The 18,758-nt window shown below is 50.4% G+C and carries 16 protein-coding genes, 1 tRNA gene and 1 other annotated feature; of the genes, 11 read left to right on the top strand and 6 right to left on the bottom strand.

Annotation, left to right across the window (positions count from 1 at the left end):
* Positions 1–322: 322 nt before the first annotated feature.
* The 3 genes from J7E85_RS16480 to J7E85_RS16470 are packed head-to-tail and all read left to right on the top strand — an operon-like array spanning position 323 to position 5,105.
* A complete protein-coding gene (locus J7E85_RS16480; protein WP_215159543.1) occupies positions 323–1,504 on the top strand; it encodes a glucose-1-phosphate adenylyltransferase in 1,182 nt (393 codons plus the stop codon).
* Between the two features lie 14 nt (positions 1,505–1,518).
* On the top strand, positions 1,519–2,622 hold the full coding sequence (glgD, locus tag J7E85_RS16475) for a glucose-1-phosphate adenylyltransferase subunit GlgD (RefSeq protein ID WP_215159541.1): 1,104 nt from the start codon (positions 1,519–1,521) through the stop codon (positions 2,620–2,622).
* Between the two features lie 38 nt (positions 2,623–2,660).
* Positions 2,661–5,105, top strand: coding sequence for a glycogen/starch/alpha-glucan phosphorylase (locus J7E85_RS16470; RefSeq protein ID WP_215159539.1), 2,445 nt, complete (start codon positions 2,661–2,663; stop codon positions 5,103–5,105).
* Positions 5,106–5,492: 387 nt separating this feature from the next.
* Here the strand turns inward: J7E85_RS16470 and J7E85_RS16465 are convergent, their stop codons facing one another.
* The gene (locus J7E85_RS16465; RefSeq protein ID WP_076323093.1) at positions 5,493–6,056 is read right to left on the bottom strand and encodes a phosphatidylglycerophosphatase A family protein; all 564 of its coding nucleotides are present in this window, start codon (positions 6,054–6,056) and stop codon (positions 5,493–5,495) included.
* Between the two features lie 166 nt (positions 6,057–6,222).
* Between J7E85_RS16465 and J7E85_RS16460 the strand changes: the two genes are divergently transcribed.
* The 3 genes from J7E85_RS16460 (at position 6,223) to J7E85_RS16450 (ending at position 8,786) form a co-directional block, all read left to right on the top strand.
* Positions 6,223–7,281 carry a GerMN domain-containing protein gene (locus J7E85_RS16460; RefSeq protein WP_215159537.1) on the top strand — a complete coding sequence of 353 codons (1,059 nt, stop codon included), beginning with the start codon at positions 6,223–6,225 and terminating at the stop codon, positions 7,279–7,281.
* A gap of 112 nt (positions 7,282–7,393) precedes the next feature.
* Complete coding sequence (rph, locus tag J7E85_RS16455; RefSeq protein ID WP_076323095.1) at positions 7,394–8,152, top strand: ribonuclease PH; 759 nt, start codon at positions 7,394–7,396, stop codon at positions 8,150–8,152.
* A 4-nt stretch (positions 8,153–8,156) separates the two neighbouring features.
* Positions 8,157–8,786 (top strand): XTP/dITP diphosphatase, encoded by a 630-nt coding sequence (locus J7E85_RS16450; RefSeq protein WP_076323096.1) that lies wholly within the window; start codon positions 8,157–8,159, stop codon positions 8,784–8,786.
* Positions 8,787–8,864: 78 nt separating this feature from the next.
* On the opposite strand, the gene asnB is transcribed toward J7E85_RS16450, so the two are convergent.
* Positions 8,865–10,709, bottom strand: a complete 1,845-nt coding sequence (gene asnB, locus J7E85_RS16445; RefSeq protein WP_215159535.1) for an asparagine synthase (glutamine-hydrolyzing) — start codon at positions 10,707–10,709, stop codon at positions 8,865–8,867.
* 163 nt (positions 10,710–10,872) lie between these two features.
* On the opposite strand from asnB, the gene J7E85_RS16440 reads away from it, so the two are divergent.
* On the top strand, positions 10,873–11,187 hold the full coding sequence (locus J7E85_RS16440) for a hypothetical protein (RefSeq protein ID WP_215159533.1): 315 nt from the start codon (positions 10,873–10,875) through the stop codon (positions 11,185–11,187).
* Positions 11,188–11,239: 52 nt separating this feature from the next.
* Positions 11,240–11,605, top strand: a complete 366-nt coding sequence (locus J7E85_RS16435; RefSeq protein WP_215159531.1) for a hypothetical protein — start codon at positions 11,240–11,242, stop codon at positions 11,603–11,605.
* 365 nt (positions 11,606–11,970) lie between these two features.
* On the opposite strand, the gene J7E85_RS16430 is transcribed toward J7E85_RS16435, so the two are convergent.
* Positions 11,971–12,267: a magnetosome magnetite crystal formation protein family gene (locus tag J7E85_RS16430; RefSeq protein ID WP_215159529.1), complete on the bottom strand. Its 297-nt coding sequence runs from the start codon at positions 12,265–12,267 to the stop codon at positions 11,971–11,973.
* Positions 12,268–12,426: 159 nt separating this feature from the next.
* Here J7E85_RS16430 and J7E85_RS16425 point away from each other — a divergent pair.
* Positions 12,427–12,500, top strand: a tRNA-Arg gene (locus tag J7E85_RS16425).
* Between the two features lie 317 nt (positions 12,501–12,817).
* Entirely contained in the window at positions 12,818–13,258 is a 441-nt protein-coding gene (locus J7E85_RS16420) for a hypothetical protein (RefSeq protein WP_215159527.1), read from the top strand.
* A gap of 92 nt (positions 13,259–13,350) precedes the next feature.
* On the opposite strand, the gene J7E85_RS16415 is transcribed toward J7E85_RS16420, so the two are convergent.
* The 3 genes from J7E85_RS16415 to J7E85_RS16405 all read right to left on the bottom strand — a co-directional run bounded on the left by J7E85_RS16415 (position 13,351) and on the right by J7E85_RS16405 (position 16,890).
* Complete coding sequence (locus tag J7E85_RS16415; RefSeq protein ID WP_215159525.1) at positions 13,351–15,213, bottom strand: arginine--tRNA ligase; 1,863 nt, start codon at positions 15,211–15,213, stop codon at positions 13,351–13,353.
* A gap of 58 nt (positions 15,214–15,271) precedes the next feature.
* Positions 15,272–15,494 (bottom strand) — a binding site (T-box leader).
* A gap of 59 nt (positions 15,495–15,553) precedes the next feature.
* Entirely contained in the window at positions 15,554–16,318 is a 765-nt protein-coding gene (locus J7E85_RS16410) for a class I SAM-dependent methyltransferase (protein ID WP_215159523.1), read from the bottom strand.
* Between the two features lie 143 nt (positions 16,319–16,461).
* Complete coding sequence (locus J7E85_RS16405; RefSeq protein WP_215159521.1) at positions 16,462–16,890, bottom strand: EamA family transporter; 429 nt, start codon at positions 16,888–16,890, stop codon at positions 16,462–16,464.
* 134 nt (positions 16,891–17,024) lie between these two features.
* Here J7E85_RS16405 and J7E85_RS16400 point away from each other — a divergent pair, with 134 nt between their 5' ends.
* The gene (locus J7E85_RS16400; protein WP_215159520.1) at positions 17,025–17,468 is read left to right on the top strand and encodes an acetyltransferase; all 444 of its coding nucleotides are present in this window, start codon (positions 17,025–17,027) and stop codon (positions 17,466–17,468) included.
* Positions 17,469–18,758: the final 1,290 nt, after the last annotated feature.

The following is an 18,758-nucleotide window of genomic DNA, read 5'->3' as shown; positions in this document are numbered from 1 at the left end:
TGACCAGATCGTTACCTGCATAACCGCCGCAATCAGGATGCTTGGTAAGCGGCACCACGGCACTTTTTCTAGAGAAGAGAAGGCGCCTTCATACCTGAGACGGGGGCGTTCCCCTGATTAGAGTCAGAGTTTCTCTCCACCCCGCATATAGTTGATATACCTTGCTGTTTAAGCAAGGCATTCCTTCAAGCGTTTTTTTCTTAATCACTCATCACCATGATCCACTCCACCATATTCGTATTGAAGCGTTCCCTTGGTTTAATCCGCAATTTTCATGTTATAGGATTCGTATCTTATAAAGTCCCTTAAAGGAGAATCTGTCATGAAGAAAAAAGATGTGGTCGCCATGCTGCTCGCAGGAGGTCAAGGCAAACGGCTGAAAGGTCTGACGAAGACACTGGCCAAGCCGGCTGTTTATTTTGGGGGTACATACCGGATCATTGATTTTCCGCTGAGCAACTGCTCCCACTCGGGAATCGACACGGTCGGGGTGTTAACCCAGTATGAACCACTGGTTCTGCATTCTTACATTGGCGTAGGAAGCGATTGGGATATGGACCGGTTGAATGGGGGTGTATTCGTGCTCCCGCCCCATGAACGCGAGGACGGGACGACCTGGTATCGCGGGACAGCGGATGCGATTTATCGGAATCTCAAGTTTATTGATCAGTACGATCCCGAGCACGTTTTGATTTTGTCAGGAGATCACATCTATAAAATGGATTACGACCGCATGCTGACTTATCACAAGGAGAAGGATGCCGATTGCACCATCTCCGTCATCGAGGTGAGCCTAGATGAAGCGAAGCGGTTCGGCATGGTGAATACGGATGAGAACCATCGGATTTTCGAGTTCGAGGAGAAGCCTGTACACCCGAAGAGTACAACGGCATCCATGGGCGTTTATCTGTTTCGGTGGAAGCTGTTGCGCTCCTATTTACTGCGGAATGCAGAGCTTCCGGATACGAGCCATGACTTTGGCAAAGACATACTGCCAAGCATGTTGGCGGACGGCAAAACGCTGTACGCTTATCCATTTGATGGGTACTGGAAGGACGTCGGCACCATCGAGAGCCTATGGGAAGCTAACATGGATCTGCTCTGCGAGCAGCCCAAGCTGGATTTAAACGATCCCCTGTGGCGCATCTACACCCGGAACCCCAATCAGCCGGCAGAGTATATTTCTCCGACCGGCGTCGTCAGGAACAGCATGATTAACGAGGGCTGCACCGTGTGCGGCGAGGTAGAGCATTCGGTACTCTTTTATGGCGTGGAGGTAGGGGAAGGCAGTGTCATTACCGATTCTGTCATCATGCCCAAGGTGCGCATCGGCAGCCATGTTCGTATACACCGGGCGATCGTGACCGAGGATATGGTCATTCAAGATCATACCATCATCGGTCCACCACCGGAGGATCCATCCCAAATTGTGCTTGTAAGCGATCATGATGAAGACGTCCTGAAGCTGCTTCAATCGTCTTCGTCCCACAATAATCAAGGTTAGGACGGGATTCGCAGATGAGAGAACTCATGGGTATTATTAATTTGGAGCATGAACGGGATGTGCTGAGTGAATTGACGTATTACCGGTGCGGGGCCGCTGTGCCATTTGCGGGAAGATACCGCCTGATCGATTTTGTGATGTCCAATATGATGCATGCGGGCATTCAGGATATCGCGCTGTTTGTTCGCCGGAAATATCGGTCCCTGATGGATCATCTGGGTGAAGGTCGGCCGTGGGATATGCATCGTAAGCGGGGCGGCCTGTTCATACTTCCGCCGGATTGGAATGATGAAACGGATGTGTCTGCCGGGGAACTGCGACATATTTATAACAATCCGGGTTTTTTTGAGCGGGGGGTTGCGAAATATATCGTTCATTCCGGCAGTCAGCATATCAGCACGGTCGATTTGAATGAAGTGTACGAGTACCATCTGGAACAGGGGGCCGACGTGACGCTTGTTTATACAAGAGTGAATGAACCACGGGAAGAGCACCGTTCCTGCACCCGCCTGGATATCGATGAGGACGGTATGGTCACGGATATTCATTATGAACACAAGCATGATGCGGTATACATGGAGATGTTCGTGATGGAGAAAGCGCGGTTTCTCGAGATGGCCGATCATTGCATCGCCCATGGGGGCAACCATTTCTTCCGGGACGCGATCATGCGTAACCGGCACAAGCTGAACATTGCGGGATATGAATACCTTGGGTATCATGCGGTGATCAACTCGCTTGAAAGCTATTATCGTACCAGCTTGAACCTTCTGAATCCGAAGGTGTACAACAGCTTGTTCCGTAAGCAGACGGTCCACACCAAAATCAAGTACGAGGTTCCTGCCAAATACTTAAATTCAGCCGATGTAAGCAACGCGCTGGTCGCCAACGGCTGCCAGATTGACGGGGAAGTAAAGAACAGTATTCTGTTTCGAGGAGTACAGGTAAAACGAGGCGCAAGCATCCATAACTCCATCATCATGCAAAAATGCGTCATTGGCGAAAATGTGAGGCTCGAGAACGTCATACTCGATAAAGATGTGATCATCTCGCGGGATCATAAACTTCAAGGGGATTTTCGCAAGCCTTTTGTTATTGCCAAGGACATCTCGATTTGATCACAAAATAAAAGGTATCCGTCAGGAGGAACTTTCTTTTGTTTAACAACAAGGAAACATTCAAGCAGGTCTTTACGGAGCAGTTGGTGAGTCGGTTGGGGAAAGGGCTAGAGGAAGCGACGGCTGAGGATGTATACAAAATACTCGGCGGCATGATCCGGGAGTCTGTCGGACGGGAATGGGCGGCTGCCAATCGGATATACCGGGATACCGGGCAGAAGCAGGTGTATTATTTCTCGCTTGAATTTTTGATCGGGCGGCTGCTGGGAAACAATCTACTGAACCTGGATGTGCTGGATACGGTCCGCAGCGGCCTTGTGGACCTGGGATGGAATTTGGAAGAAATTGAGGAGCAGGAACCGGACGCGGGGCTCGGCAACGGGGGGCTTGGACGTCTTGCGGCATGTTTTCTCGATTCATTGGCATCGCTTAGCTATGCAGGTCATGGATGCGGCATCCGGTATAAGTACGGATTGTTTGAACAGAAGATTATTGACGGCCATCAAGTCGAGCTGCCGGACAACTGGCTCCAGCGGGGTAACGTCTGGGAAGAGCGGCGGGCTGACAAGGCGGTGGAAGTCCAATTCTGGGGCCGCGTGGAAGTGGATGTGCAGGAGGGGCGAACCGTATTTCACACGGTGGATTATGAGCGTGTTCAGGCTGTACCGTACGACGTTCCGGTGATCGGTTATGGCGAGGGGCAGGTGAACACGCTGCGGCTGTGGAGCGCCGAGTCCGCTTCGGATATATCCAGAATCCGTTCGGCCCATCATCACAACAGCTATTATAAATTTTTGGAATATAACCGTTCCGTCGAATCGATATCGGAATTTTTGTACCCGGATGATTCGGCATACGAAGGCAAGCTCCTTCGGCTGAAGCAGCAATACTTCCTCTGTTCCGCAGGCGTTCAAAGCATTCTTAGAACGTTCGACAAGTTGGGACGGACTTATCATGAACTTCCTGAACATGTTGCCATTCATATCAACGATACCCACCCGACACTGGTGATTCCGGAGCTCATGCGGATTCTGATTGATGACAAGGGCTTCGGTTGGGATGAGGCCTGGGACATCGCGAGTCGGACCGTATCCTACACGAACCACACCTTGCTTAGCGAAGCGTTGGAAAAATGGCCTGCCGGCATGGTTCGTGAGCTGCTGCCGCGCATTTACATGATAATTGAAGAGATCAATAAACGCTTCTGCGGCATGCTGCTGGAACGCTATCCAGGGGACCATGAGCGCATATCGCAGCTCGCCATCATCGAAGGCGACCAGATCCGCATGGCCAATCTGGCCATTGTGGGTAGCTATCATGTGAATGGCGTAGCTGCGCTGCACACGGAACTGCTGAAGACACAGGTCATGAAGCCGCATTATGAGCTGTATCCGGAGCGATTCAGTAATAAAACCAACGGGATTACCCACCGGCGCTGGCTGATGCACAGCAACCCCGGCCTGAGTCAATTGATCTGCGATGGTATCGGCACCTCTTGGATCACGGATCCTCATCAATTGATCCAGCTCAAATCACTCAAGTCCGAGACCGCCTTTCAGCAGGGGATTCAGCGGATTAAACGGAGCAATAAAGAACGGCTTGCCGAATACATCGCGAATAAGCAAGGGATCGTGATCAATCCCGATTCCATATTCGATGTCCATGTGAAGCGGCTGCACGGTTATAAGCGGCAATTGCTGAATATTTTACGAGTGATGCACGTGTATAACGAGATTAAGGATCAGCCAAGCGCGGATCGCGTTCCCCGTACCGTCATTTTTGGGGCGAAGGCAGCGCCGGGTTACTATCTGGCCAAAAGCATCATCAAACTCATTAATGTCGTTGCCGAAGTCGTGAATAAGGATCCGCAGGTCAATGACAAACTCCAGGTGCTGTTCCTCGAAAATTACTCGGTGTCTCTGGCGGAGAAGATTATTCCCGCAGCCGATGTGAGCGAGCAGATTTCCACGGCTGGCAAGGAGGCATCCGGCACAGGAAACATGAAGTTCATGATGAACGGTGCGTTGACCATTGGCACGCTGGATGGGGCTAACGTGGAGATGTTCGAGCTGCTGGGCAATGAGAATATGTTCCTGTTCGGTTTGAAGCTGGAGGAAGTCCTCGAGTATTACAGGACGGGAGCTTATGTATCCAGGGAACAGTATGAGCAGGATCCGAGAATCGCCCGCGTGCTGAATCAGTTGGTATCCTCAGGACCGTTCTGCTGTCACGAGTTGGAGTTTGGTCAGATTCTTCAGTCCCTGCTGGATCATAACGATGAGTTTTTTGTATTAGCGGACTTTGCCAGTTATGTGGCAATCCAGTCGGATATCGATGATGCTTATTTGAATAGTGGATCCTGGACCGAGAAGTCAATTGTAAATATCGCACACTCTGGACATTTCTCCAGTGATAACACGATTCACCGTTATGCATCCGACATCTGGAATGTTTCTCCTGTTAAGGTCGGTGTGAATAGATAATCTACCTCTATCGCAAACTCAAAAAAAAGAACCCCGCCATAGGTTTGGCGGGGTTTCTATAGGTGCTCTATTGGAATGTTCTTCATCATAGCATATGATGGATGCTTGCAAAAATGACTAGATAGATTTACCGATTTACGTGAATGGACAGCCCGTTTTTTCATAGGTGAGAGGAGCCTTCTTATTGGTTAGCGGAGCCTGCTTATTATAGAAGAAACTCATCGTTCCGGCCCGAAATGCTAAAATGCTTTCTACTGCAATCGTCTATCATACTTTGAAATCACCCAGTTCGGATTGGAATAGGGTAGGTTCGGTGAGTTCCTTCCTTCTGATAGGCAGGGAAAAAGGAGATTCGCATTGTGCGAATCTCCTTTTTTGGAGAGTGGTTTATTCTTTTGGAAGCTCTTCGGTCGTTCCGAACAGCTCGATCTCCCGCTCCGCTTGCTTGCGATGGGCGATCCGGCTGCTGGCGGCCGCGGCAACCGCGCCGACGATATCGTCGAGGAAGGTATGTACACGGCCGCTTGATTTATCATTCAATTGCTCGAGAATGCCGGGCTTGAGCTTGTCAATATACCCGTAGTTCGTGAAGCCGATGCTTCCATATACGTTAACGATGGAAAATGCCAGGATTTCATCCACGCCGTATAACCCTTCGTCATTGGCCAGCATTTCTTGAAGCGGGGATATGAGATTGCCTTCCTCCGCCAAAATATCTAATTGAATTCCGGTTAACACCGCGTTTTGGACTTCGCGTTTGCTAAGTACGGCATCCACATTCTCCATGCATTCTTCCATAGTCAAATTCGGGTAGTATTTTTTCTGAAGGATCATCACCAGTTCAGCGATTTCCTCCAACTTGATTCCACGCTTATGCAGCAGGCTCCGTGTCGCTTCCGCTACCTTCTTGCTGTTCAGACTGTATGGAATGTTTGAATCGTTTTCTGCCATGATGGAACTCACCTCATTTTCGTTGTTGATGAAGATGCTTACGACGATTGTACTTTTTCCACCCCCCTTTGTCCAGAAAGGGCAAAACTGCGAGTTATTTTTTTGGAAAGGGCTCGTATACATAGGAGTACAACCTGTACAAAAAAATGTTAGGGAGGAACAATACATGAAACGTAGTAATCGTAATCTTCGCAGGCTTTCCGCCGCCGGGCTGCTTGCTGTTCCGATCGTGTTGTCCGGCTGCGGCGTGTTTTCCGGGAAGCAATCGGAGGCAATTGACCCGCCGCCTGCGCAAGTGGAGAAGCAGATGCTGAACACGGCCGGATCCACAGCGGCACAAGGAGACATTGGCACGCAGACAACTGTTTATCTTTCGGATGCGCGGGGAATGCTGGCACCTGTAACCCTGGGTATTCCGAAGGTAGAAGGGGCAAACGCCGTGAAAGATTCTCTTGAAGTGCTTGTGAACGGAGGCCGCTATGCTGGCTATGTTCCACAGGGCTTTCAGGCGGTATTGCCTGCCGGTACGCAGATCCATAATGTGACGGTTGATCCGGAGAGCAAATTGGCCGTTGTTGAATTCAATAAATCGTTTACAGAGTATCAAGCGGCAGATGAACGAAGAATCTTGGAGGCGTTGACGTGGACGTTGACGGGACATAAAGGCATCGAGTCGATGCAGGTATGGGTGGACGGAGTCAAACTGACGGAAATGCCAGTCAACCACACGCCGCTGGACCGTCCGCTTTCACGTGCGATGGGTATCAACCTTCAAAAGGCGGATGACGCATTGTACACTTCCTCTTCGCCGGTTACCGTCTATTTCTCTTCCGTGACGCCTGACGGCATTCAGTATTATGTACCTGTTACAAGACTTGTTCCAACCGGACAGGATGCGGTTAAGGCAGCCTTGAATGAACTGATCCGGGGGCCGCATTACGGTGATGGGCTTGTCGAGGTCATCCCGGACGATACCAGCGTTGCATCGGTCGAAAAAGGTGAGGACGGCGCTGTTACCGTATCGCTTCAGGACAGCATGTTTGAGCAGGGAGAGCGGGTTCCAACCGAATTGCTGCAGGCCGTCGTGCTAACCGTAGCCGAGAATTCGGATGATGCGAAGGTGAAAATTCGGATGAATGATCTCTCTGAGGTGGTTGGAACGGATAGCCGCAATTATAGCGAGCCTGTCGGCCGTCCGGAGTTCATTAACGAAATTTCGATTTGACGCTTCACCGCTATCTTTGAAATATGCGCCGGAAAAGGTGCTTTTGTGCCTGCACTTTGGTAGAATAGGGAATGCTAATCAGGATTGCGATAAGAAGTAGGAGGCAGAAAACATGAGATCTAACGGACGTAAGAGCGATGAGCTTCGACCGATGAATTTATCGACCCATGTGAATAAATATGCGGAAGGCTCCGTGTACATCGAGATGGGAGACACCAAGGTGCTGATTACGGCAACCGTGGATGAGAAGGTTCCCCCATTTCTGAAAGGACAAGGAAAGGGCTGGGTGACGGCTGAATACTCCATGCTGCCGCGCGCAACACAATCCCGCAACCAACGGGAAGCCAATCGCGGTAAACTCAGTGGCCGGACGATGGAAATTCAGCGGCTGATCGGCAGAGCGCTTAGGTCTGTTGTGAATCTGCATGCTCTTGGCGAGCGGACAATTACGCTGGACTGCGATGTAATCCAGGCGGATGGCGGAACGCGGACCACCTCCATTACAGGAGCATTTGTAGCTTTAGCCATAGCGGTAAATAAAATTGCAGAACAACATAAACTAGCGGTATTTCCGATTACGGACTACCTGGCCTCCATTAGCGTGGGCATTGCTGGCGGACAGGCGCTGCTGGATCTGAACTATGAAGAGGATTCCAAAGCGAAGGTCGACATGAATCTGGTCATGACCGGAAGCGGCAAATTCGTTGAGGTTCAGGGTACTGGCGAAGAGAGCCCGTTTTCTCGTGAGGAGCTGGATCAGATCCTGGAGCTTGGGGAACAGGGAATCCGCGAGCTCATCGAGCGTCAGCAGGAGGCACTTGGCCCCATCGCAGCTAAAATCGGTTCCGTGAATGCGGGTACTGGAGTATAGTCCCATGACATTGACACTTGGAGACACGCTAATTGTAGCTACCCGCAATCAGGGGAAAGTCAAGGAATTTACGCATGCTTTTGCTGCTTTCGGTACGGAGGTCAAGAGCATGTACGATTACCCTGATCTGCCGGATGTCGTTGAGGATGGAGCAACGTTCGCAGCCAATGCATTTAAAAAAGCCAAGGCGGTTGGTGACGCACTGGGATTGCCTGTCCTGGCTGATGATTCCGGATTATGCGTGGATGCGCTGAACGGCGCGCCCGGCGTTTATTCCGCGAGGTATGCCGGCGAACACGGCGCGGACGAGGACAATAACGAGAAGCTGCTCGGGGAGCTGGAACAATTAAGGCTCGGTGAGGATACGGAGCAGCCCTTGCTAAGTCCGGCCCGATTTGTCTGTGTGCTGGTGCTGTATGATCCGGTCTCGGGAGAAAAGCTCGAGGCTGAGGGGAGCGTTGAAGGCTGGATCACGTCGGATCCGTCCGGAAAGGGCGGATTTGGATATGACCCGCTGTTCTACCTGCCAAGCCATGAGAAGACGATGGCCGAGCTTTCCCTGGAAGAGAAGCAGGAGATCAGCCATCGGGGAAAAGCACTGCGCAAGCTTGTAGCGGACCTGCAGGCGCGATAATCGAATAAGTGCCATAAAAAGAAACCATACCGGCCTACTGCTGGTATGGTTTCTTTGATTTTTTAGAACAATAAGGACTTAACGTATGGATACGTTATACTCTTTGAGCCAGAAATGCACCTGGGCCAGGTAGGCGAACAGCTGCGGACCGGACATCAATTGACCGAACCAAGGGAGATTGGAGGACGCATCCGGCGAAGAAGCCAGTTCCCGGATTCGTGCCGTATCGATGAGCGGAAGCAGCGGCGAAGAAGGATCGTCCAGAATGGACAGCACCTGCGCTTTGACAGCTGCCAGATAGCTCGGATTGTGAGTTTTGGGATAGGGGCTTTTTTTGCGGTACAGGACATCGTCCGGAAGCACACCTTCAAGGGCTTTGCGCAGAATGCCTTTTTCACGGTCGCCCGTCGTTTTGATGCTCCAGGGAATGTTCCACACATAGTCGATCAGTCGATGATCGGTGTAAGGTACGCGGACCTCGAGTCCAACGCCCATGCTCATTCGGTCCTTGCGATCGAGGAGCGTTGGCATGAAACGGGTGATATTGAGATAGGACATGACCCGCATGTTGGCCTGCTGCCCGGTCTCCCCGGCCAGCTTCGGCACTTCGGCTACCGCATCGGCATAGCGGTCTCCGAGGTATTCCAGCGGCTTGATCCAATCCCGGATCTCGGCAGACAGCAGCCCGGATCTCATATCTGGGGCGACAGACCATGGGAACGTACCGGAATTCAGCATTTCTTCCCGGTGAAACCAAGGGTAACCGCCGAATATTTCATCAGCGGCTTCACCGGATATGGCGACGGTTGCGCCATTTTTTATCTCACGGCAGAAGAGGAGCAAGGAGGCGTCAACGTCAGCCATTCCCGGGAGGTCCCGCTTTTGCGTAGAGACATCCAGCGCTTCGACCAGTTCGGGCGTGTCGAATTCGATCCAATGGTGGTTCGTGCTGAGCTCCTCGTGCATCCGTTTAATCCATGGTGCATCCGCACCCGGCTGGAAGGAATGGGATTTAAAATGTTTGTTATTGTCCACGTAATCGACGGAGTAGGTGTGCACTTGTCCTTGGCCCGTCCGCTTGTAGTAATCGACGGCCAGCGAGGAAAGCGCGCTGGAATCGAGCCCGCCGGATAACAGCGAGCAGATCGGTACATCGGATACCAGCTGACGTTCAACGGTGTCGCGCAGCAGATCGCGCAAGAAGCTTGCCGTCTGATCCGCATCATCTTCATGGGGCTTGCTTTCCAGCTTCCAGTAAGTATATTTGCGCAACCCTTCCCGGTTAAAGATCATGGCCATACCAGGACAAAGCTCTGCGATATCCTTGTAGACACCGTGTCCCGGGGTTCGGGCCGGACCGATAATAAATACTTCCGCAAGCCCCTCTGCCCCGACCACAGGCTCCACCTTCGGATGCTGAAGCAATGCTTTCGGTTCCGATCCGAATACGAGCGTTCCGTCAATGTAACTGTAGAACAGGGGTTTTACTCCAACTCGGTCCCGTGCCAGAAATACCTGTTCCCGTACGCTGTCCCAAATGGCGAATGCAAATATTCCATTGAGGCGTTCCAAACAATCGGGGCCCCATTCGATATAGGATACTAACAAAACTTCCGTGTCGCATTTGGTATTGAAACGATGACCACGTCGTACCAATTCGTCTTTAAGCTCCGCAGCGTTATATAATTCCCCGTTATATACAATGGCATAGACTTCCTCTTCCTGATGAATGATCATCGGCTGAGCGCCATTTTCGGGGTCGATCACGCTGAGTCTTCGGTGACCGAATGCGCACGGGTTGGAAATCCAAGTGCCGGATCCGTCAGGTCCGCGGTGAGCCAAACTTTCTGTCATTTTTACCAGCAGCTGCGAATCCTGCGTCAAATCGCCGCTCCATTGTATAAAACCGGTTATTCCGCACATGACGGTTCATCCTTTCTTTGTCTTTGTCATACGCTGTCCCATTTTTTTAATCCTACGTCGCCAAAGTGATACAGATATATGCCGAAGGAAGGCATAAAATGTCTGTCCTTTTACGAAAACTAAGAAAGAGGACGAACATTCAAAGAGAAGGAGAGATGCGTCCATGAATAAGTCGACCTACTATGTTTCTGTACAGAGCCGCTCTGTGTTGACTGAACAGGGAGCGAGCGCTTATGAATGGGAGATCGAAGCAACGCCGGAAGAGGCGGATCAAGTTCGGATTGAGCTGGACATGATGCAGGAGAAGGATGAAGAAGCGATAGGATACATGTTTCCTTGGGCGGATACGCCGCAACAAAGCACCAATGCCCTGTTTCAATCCTCCCTGGACAAGGTGTATCGAACCATTTATCAATTGGGTACACCAGCCACGCGCCAGCAAATGGAAGAGCTGCGATTGCTCTCCGATTTGATATGACAATAATAAGGATTGTGCAGTCCCTGCACATCTTGATGAAGGAGAATGTATGATGTATGCAATCAGAGATGCAAAAATCCGCCGCATTACGGAAGTAAACGGCGCCCCTTGCGCTGAGGTTGAGGTCTATCCAGCAGTGGAAGGAGAAAGTACATTGCTGGCTTATCTGACGCCATCTTCCCCGCTGGGAGGCTATGAGCTGGTGAAAATCGTGCGCAGCAATGCCAGCACGGATGTGGATTGGTTCGACAACAGCATGCATGATGCATTTGTTGATGCCACGGACGAAGCGTTCGAGAATGACGTTCAATCCACCGCGGAGGAAGACCGGGATGCATTCAAGCAGCAGCTGCTTTCTACAGGCCAGCTATATGAGCAGTTGAATCATAGGCTCAGTGAAGGACCTCGATATTTCTAGAGCCTTGAAGAATGAAGAGATCTGTCTGGCACCATCGGCAGATCTCTTTTTGTATGCGCAGGATGCAATTTTGGCGACAGTGGCCTCATGGCTCGCGCAATATCCCGAAGCACTTCGAGAGTAGGGTATTCCTGACTGCAAAGGATCTACCCAGATCAAGCTGAAGATGGGCTCCTAGCAAGCGGTCGTTAACGGAAATAATGCAGCACTGGATTTCGGCTCCATGGATGGTGAAAGGCGCCACAATGGTACCGCTGCGTTTTTGTGGCATCCGCGCTGGGCTATGAAGTGAATGTACTGATTACAACAAAATAACACAAGAAGGACCATGCGGTTAACCGCATGGTCCTTTTAGGATAAGATGCTCAATAAGCATACTCCCTCAGCACTTGAATGCCCATGATCACGTTATAAACAAAAGCCCCGAAGTAGAGGATGCCGAACAGGATAAGGTATCCAATGACGGAACCGAAGGACCCTGAGGTAACGGCCATATAAATCAGCGGTATCGCTGCTATGACGGGGAATACGTGCGAGAACAGGGCACGACGGGCGTGCTTGGCAACATAGGTGTCCGGGGAGAAAATCCATACGAGGAGAGGAAGGATGAAGGGGGCAAAGAAGATGCTGAAATACGATAAAGAGGATAAAAGCTGTCTCATGATATCACGCTCCTGAAGTCATTTTCATGATATACATATTACCCAGTAAGTCCGCTCCTGATTCGGTTCTGAACCATTCCGAAAAAAAGTTCTTTGAAAAATACAAAAGATGCGATATAATATACTTCGTTACTGTTTAAAAGATTTCCATACATATATGTCCCAGTAGCTCAGCTGGATAGAGCAACGGCCTTCTAAGCCGTCGGTCAGGGGTTCGAATCCCTTCTGGGACGTAAAAAGGCACCGCCTCTAAAGGGCGGTGTTTTTGCGTCCATGAGGATGAGAACCCCTGGTAGGGGTACGCCTGCGCATAAGCTTCGGGAGGGCCACTTCGCAGTCGGCCTGCAAAGGCCGTACCCGAGAGCTGCAGAAGGAATTCGTTCCTTTTTATAAGAAGCTGGGGTATGCCCAGATTGAACCGTTGAACCGCTTGGTGAATACATCGGGAGTGAATATAGTTTATGTTTTGAGAAGTATCTGACATCCTAACGGTTTCGTCTTATAATAGAAGAAAAAGTATTTTACGAACCATATCGAGGAGGCATCGAGCATGCAGCTTACTAAAATATCACAGAATACCGCCATTTTATTGGAGCATGCCAGAAAATCGGGGCTGACTTCCTCCGAACTGCTGGAGGCTGTGCGCTCGGGTGAGGTAGAAAGATTTCAAGTAGCGAACAATGGTCATTTTCACTATGAGGAATTGTTCTCTTATGCCGGAGAGCATGGGGAAGATTTGGAGAAGGCCGTTAGCGAGGGATACAAAATTACATTTAACACCCGCAACGGGTTGAAGATTTGGCTGGAGGAAGCCTTCCGCATCAGCTCGGAATCCGATTTTAGTGTAGGCGAAGGCATTATTGAAGGGCTGAAGCTCCAGGAGGAGCAGGTCGCACGCTTGAAGGAAGCGTTGGCTGTCAATTGGACCCTGCAGGAAGAGCCAGCTGCAGATGATATCCAGGTCAGACTGACCGTCAGAGGATTGCAATAATATATATGATAGCCACCGTACTTATTCAACAAGAATAGTACGGTGGCTTTTTTTAATACAGCATGATTCGTTAATCTCTTTCAGAGGGAGATTTACATCCGGCTTGGCGTGGGCAGTCCCAGCACCTCCAGCGCTTCGCCAAGGGTGTTCTTGAACAAGGCAGTGAGCCATACACGGAACGGGAGCACTTCATCCGCCGATTTTAGAATAGGGCATGCCGAATAAAAATTGTTGAACAAGGAGCACAGCTCATAAGTAAAGTTGCAGATGGCGCTTGGGGATAGATCCCGTCCGGCGACGTATAGGGTATCATGCCAGGTGCTGATATGGCGAAGCAAAGCATGCTCCGCTTTTTCCATAGCAGGGAACCTGGCAGGCACAGACGGCGTAACACCGGCTTCTTGAGCTTTATTGAGCACGCTGAGTGCACGCGCGTAGGAGTAGAGCAGGTATACCCCCGTATTTCCTGATATTTCAGTGGCCTGCTTCAGATCGAACACCACCTCGGTTTGCAGTGCAAAGCGAAGCAGGTAGTAACGGATGGAGGCGGCTGCGATCGTATGACTGGACAAACCGTTTTTATCGGAACGGGTATCTTCGATGACCTTGGCTACTTGGTGGATAAGCTCGGTGATTTTAATTCCGATTCCCTGACGTCCGGACATCGCATAGGACGCTTTCCCGTCAGAAGTATCGATTCCGAGGTCCGCAGCCGCAGAAGGGCTTAACGAAACAACGCCGTAGCTGACATGACGGAGCTTGTTGGCCTCTTTATGGAATCCCAAGCTTTCTAGTGCCTGCCTCACCATCGCTTGCGGGTACTGCTGCCTGTAATCAATGACGTTGATGACCATGTCTGCTTTGCCGAAAGAGAGCTGCTCGCCATGGGTACTCGTCGTCCACACCTCATCTGTGAATTTTTTGTATACAAAATCATTGGAGAGCACACCGTATTTCCACAAGTGGTAGGCGATGTCTTTAGCCGTGTAAGTCAGAATGCCATTGGAGCGCACGAGCACTTTATCCATACTGTGGTCTGACTCCGGATCGTCCACGGCTTCCGTTCCTGTTTGCTTGAGCACCCAGCAGCCTGCAAGTTTACCCTCGGTTTCCTGATGGAAGAGCGGCGTATTCTTCAACAGCTCGAAAGCGGACGACCAAAATCCCTCTCTGACAATGCTGCTCTCCCACACAAGCAGATCATAGTCAATGCCGAACTGCTTCATTTCTTCAAGATGCTCTTTGACGATTCTCTCGGCAACGAGCAGTCCGATCCAGGATAAATTCTGGTTGCCCTCTTCCAGTGCGTGCAGAACCTCAGTCCGATGCTGAACCAGCCCAGGCTCCCTTTCATAGGCTTTATTGGTACTTGAGTACACGTCCCAGCAGTAATCGCCGAACCGGGCATGTTCCTTCGATAGCGGCGTGTGGAGCATCCCGACCACCGTATCTGCCAGCTGATTGCCAAGGTCGTCGATATAATTATGAACCTCTACCTCGTAACCAAGCTTCCTCATCAGCCTGACCAGCGTATCTCCGATACAGGAGTTTCTAAGATGGCCGATATGGGCGGATTTGTTCGGATTAATGGAAGTGTGCTCAATGACAATCTTCTCGTTAGTTGCCGGAGGCAGTTCAAAGTGATGCCCGGCCCAATATTCCCAATCGATACGCAGATTCATAAAGCCTGGAGCAACAATCTCCGTGGAATAGACCAGCTGTTTGTACGACGTGTCCTGCTCAAGCTCGGCTTGAATTAGCTCAGCAATGTGCATCGGAGCCTTACGAAGCAGCTTCGCAAGCTGCATCGCAATATTGGTGGCATAATCCCCATGCTCCATGCTGGCAGGCTGCTCAATCCGGATTGGAGTGGAATCCGGCAGTTTGGAGCCCAAAGCTTCACACACCTGGTTTACAGCTTGTTGAAGGCTTGAAGTAATCAAATGACTTAACAAATTAAATCCCCCTTTTTGAAAAAAACACGTCAGAAAAATCAAAAAAGCCCTCATCTCCTAAAGAGACGAGGACTTGTGCTCGCGGTACCACTCTTGTTGTTAAACCGAAGGGTTTAACCACCTTTATACGATAACGGTGTAAGCCGGGGCTTCCTACAGTATTTCACTTCGGAAGACCATCTCCTGGGTCCGCTTCACGGCCGACTTTGTACCGGTTTCCACCCTCCCGGCTCGCTTGGACTAAAGTCAAGTGCAGTTACTCTCCCAATCAACGAAAATCACGTGTTCAAGTTTTTTCATATTATTAACTATTCTATTTAGAAAATCAACCCTAAAATTTCTAAACCTTTTCTGCAAAAACACGCAGGCGCCTATAATCTCCGTAAAACGCATCCTCATGCCAGAGTTTCGCTTGGGCGGCTCGGCTGATGCGGGCAATGGCTTCGTTCTTCTCTTCAGCCGAGAATCCAGCGAAGAAACGATCGCCAAAATGCAGCAGCCAATATTTCACGCCGTCCTTGCCTTCAGGCAGCTTCGTGGGCCGGTCGAAGTGATGGGCGATATGCACCCGGAACCCTTGGGATTCAAGCAAGGTGGCATACTGGCCAAGACTTGGAAAATACCACGGATTTCGGGTGTCGGCATCAATTCCATAATGATCGGCGAAGACCGTTTTCAAGGCTTGGTAAATTCCAACGATATTCCCCTTGCCTCCAAACTCCGCGACGAATCGACCACCGGGCTTGAGTGCGCCATAGACGGAGCGTACCACACCAGCAGCATCCTTCATCCAGTGCAGGGCGGCATTCGAGAAGACGGCATCATACGGCGTTTCGGTTTCGAAGTTCTCTCCGTCTCCGGTCATAAACGTCAGTTCAGGATATTTGCTTTTGGCGCGCTCCATCATCTCGGCCGAATCATCCATGCCGGTTACAAATGCACCCGAAGCGGATATTTCATAAGCCAAATCACCGGTTCCGCAGCCGAGATCAAGAATCCGTTCTCCGGGTTGAGGCGCAAGAAGCTCTACGACTCCTTTTCCATAAGCCGAGACAAACGATAACTGCCGATCATAATCGTAAGCTTTCCATACTTGCTCTGACATAACAACACTCCTTCACCCATGAATTATCCTCATTGTGACATGGTTAGCTTATAATTAGAAATATATTAATACGATAACATTGATAGGTTTTGACAATAAATGAGCACACAAAAAGCCGCTGAGCAGCGGTTTTATGTAGAACATTATTTAACGGCAACAAGAAGAGCCCCAACGGCAATGAGTGCAACGCCTGCTGCGTTAATCCAGGATATCTTTTCTCCAAGAAAGACAAAGGCTAGAATGACCGCGATGACAACGCTTAATTTATCGATAGGTCCGACCTGCGATACTTTGCCGTATTTGAGCGCGAGAAAATAAAACAGCCAGGACAATGCCCCCGCAATGCCGCTGAGCACAATGAAGCTTAATGCTTTCTTCTGAACCAGAATGTCACCAAGTTCTGAGAATTTGCCCTGAACCCCCACGACCCCCAGCAGAAAAAGTGCCATGATGACAGAGCGAAGGGCCGTTGCTGAATTGGCATCGATGTTTTGAAGGCCTATTTTTCCGAAAATGGCGACAAGTGCCGCCGTGACCGCCGATAGCAATGCGTAAACAAGCCATAATGGCAATGCTGATCTCTCCTTTCTGACAAAGATAAAGTCTCTGATTAATGTACCGGATTCCTTTATAATAGTATAGAGTAATTTTAACGATATCATGAGTTTCGATGAGATCGAACGATTTGGAAGGGAATGGATGAAAAATGACGTTTCATATAGCGCCTTACGCAGAAGAATATCATGATCAGTTGGTGGAGCTGTGGCATCGTGCCGTATCCCAAACCCACGATTTCCTGACGGAGGAAGACATCCGGTTTTATTACGGCATGATCCAAAACGGAGCGCTGAGAGCCGTGGAGATCTGGGTCTGCTTGAATACGGAACAGGAACCGATTGGATTTATGGGGCTGGATGGCTCCAAAATCGAAATGCTGTTTGTAGATCCCCTCCATCACGGCCAAGGTACGGGAACGAAACTGATCCGGCATGCCGAACAGCTGAAGGGGCGGAGGCTTCAAGTCGATGTGAATGAACAAAACCCCAAGGCCCATGCTTTTTATAAAAAATACGGCTTCGTGCAAATCGGCCGCTCCGAGTTGGACGGCTCCGGGAAACCATTCCCGCTTATTCACATGGAGCTGCAGTAAGGTCATGGATCAGCGCAGCTGAGCCGATCGATAATCGCAAGCATAACATTCTCAGCAAAAAACTCCACGAGATTACTCGCAGAGTTTTTTCGTGGGAAGTGGGACGCCAACCCGGCGCCGGCAGCGGCCACTATCTTCTTTGAAAGAACTTCGATAGACGCTATGTCTTAACTAATCTGATAAAAAAGTGGGGGAGCAGCCAACTGGAGGGGTCTAAGCTGAGGAGTCGATGAAGTTTTTCCGAGTAACTTGTCGTTACCTTGGCGCACCTATCAGAAGAGGGTATCGGTCGGGCTGGAGCATCATCTGAAGAATCGCTACAGCAGGTGCTGGATCGGATCGAGGACCCGTAATATTTTCTATATAGTGAATCCCGATAGAGTGAATCTCGCCGCTGGTTTGCAACCAAACGGGGTTACCATGCCGTGCCGGAGGAAATCAGACGCAGTGAAGAGCATGCAGAGCGCCTTACCCAGCTCTGGCACAGCACGTCGACCCGACCGAATTGGTTTACACCTTTCCCCCCGATGGAAGGAAAACACTTCTGACCGTCGCGACACTGGGCAACCTCTGCGAGCGAGAGTGTTGTCCTTTTTCGTGAAGAAATCGGAGCGGGGGAGTGCTTGGCGGTAGTACAGGATTGTTTGCAGCAGGTGTAGAGAGTCGTGCGGTCGCTTTGCGTTGCCTTAACGGACTCAGGAGCCGTTAATTCAGGAAAAAACGCTCTTACAGGTATAGTAACGGACCTGAAGTTCGTTATTTATGACAAACGAGGGTAATTTGCTTGTGAATTTGCTAAATAACAGCTGTGGTGTCCGCTAAATTTTAAATTAGGCCGTTTTTTCTGAAATAACGAACTTACGGTCCGATAGAGTTTGTGTTCTGTGCGCGATGTTGGGAATCTGCTATGGGAGTTATATGCCACATTGTACCTCAGAAGGGATGCGGCCTCTACAGGCCGACTGCGAAGTGCCCTTCCGAAGCGTATGCGTAGGCGAACCCAATCTGGGTTCATCATCCTTCTGGAATACGCAAGAAAGCCGCCAACTATAACTAGTGGCGGCTTCCTCTTTTACGTCCCAGAAGGGATTCGGCCTTTACAGGCCGACTGCGAAGCAGTCCTCCCGAAGCGTATGCTCCGACGCCCCCCTACCAGGGGTTCTCATCCCCGTGGACGCAAAAACACCGCCCCTAAGAGGAGGCCACTGAAGAACTTGCGTTTTTCTTCGGAGGCGGTGCAAATAGTGTAAAAAGAAGACATTCACCCCTCGTTTTGGAGATGAATGTCTT

Origin of the sequence: Paenibacillus sp. ISL-20, from assembly GCF_018613005.1 — a bacterium.
Taxonomy (GTDB): Bacteria; Bacillota; Bacilli; order Paenibacillales; family Paenibacillaceae; genus Paenibacillus_AQ.
The sequence above is the reverse complement of the archived record's forward strand: the minus strand, read 5'-3'. Positions and strand labels throughout refer to the sequence as shown.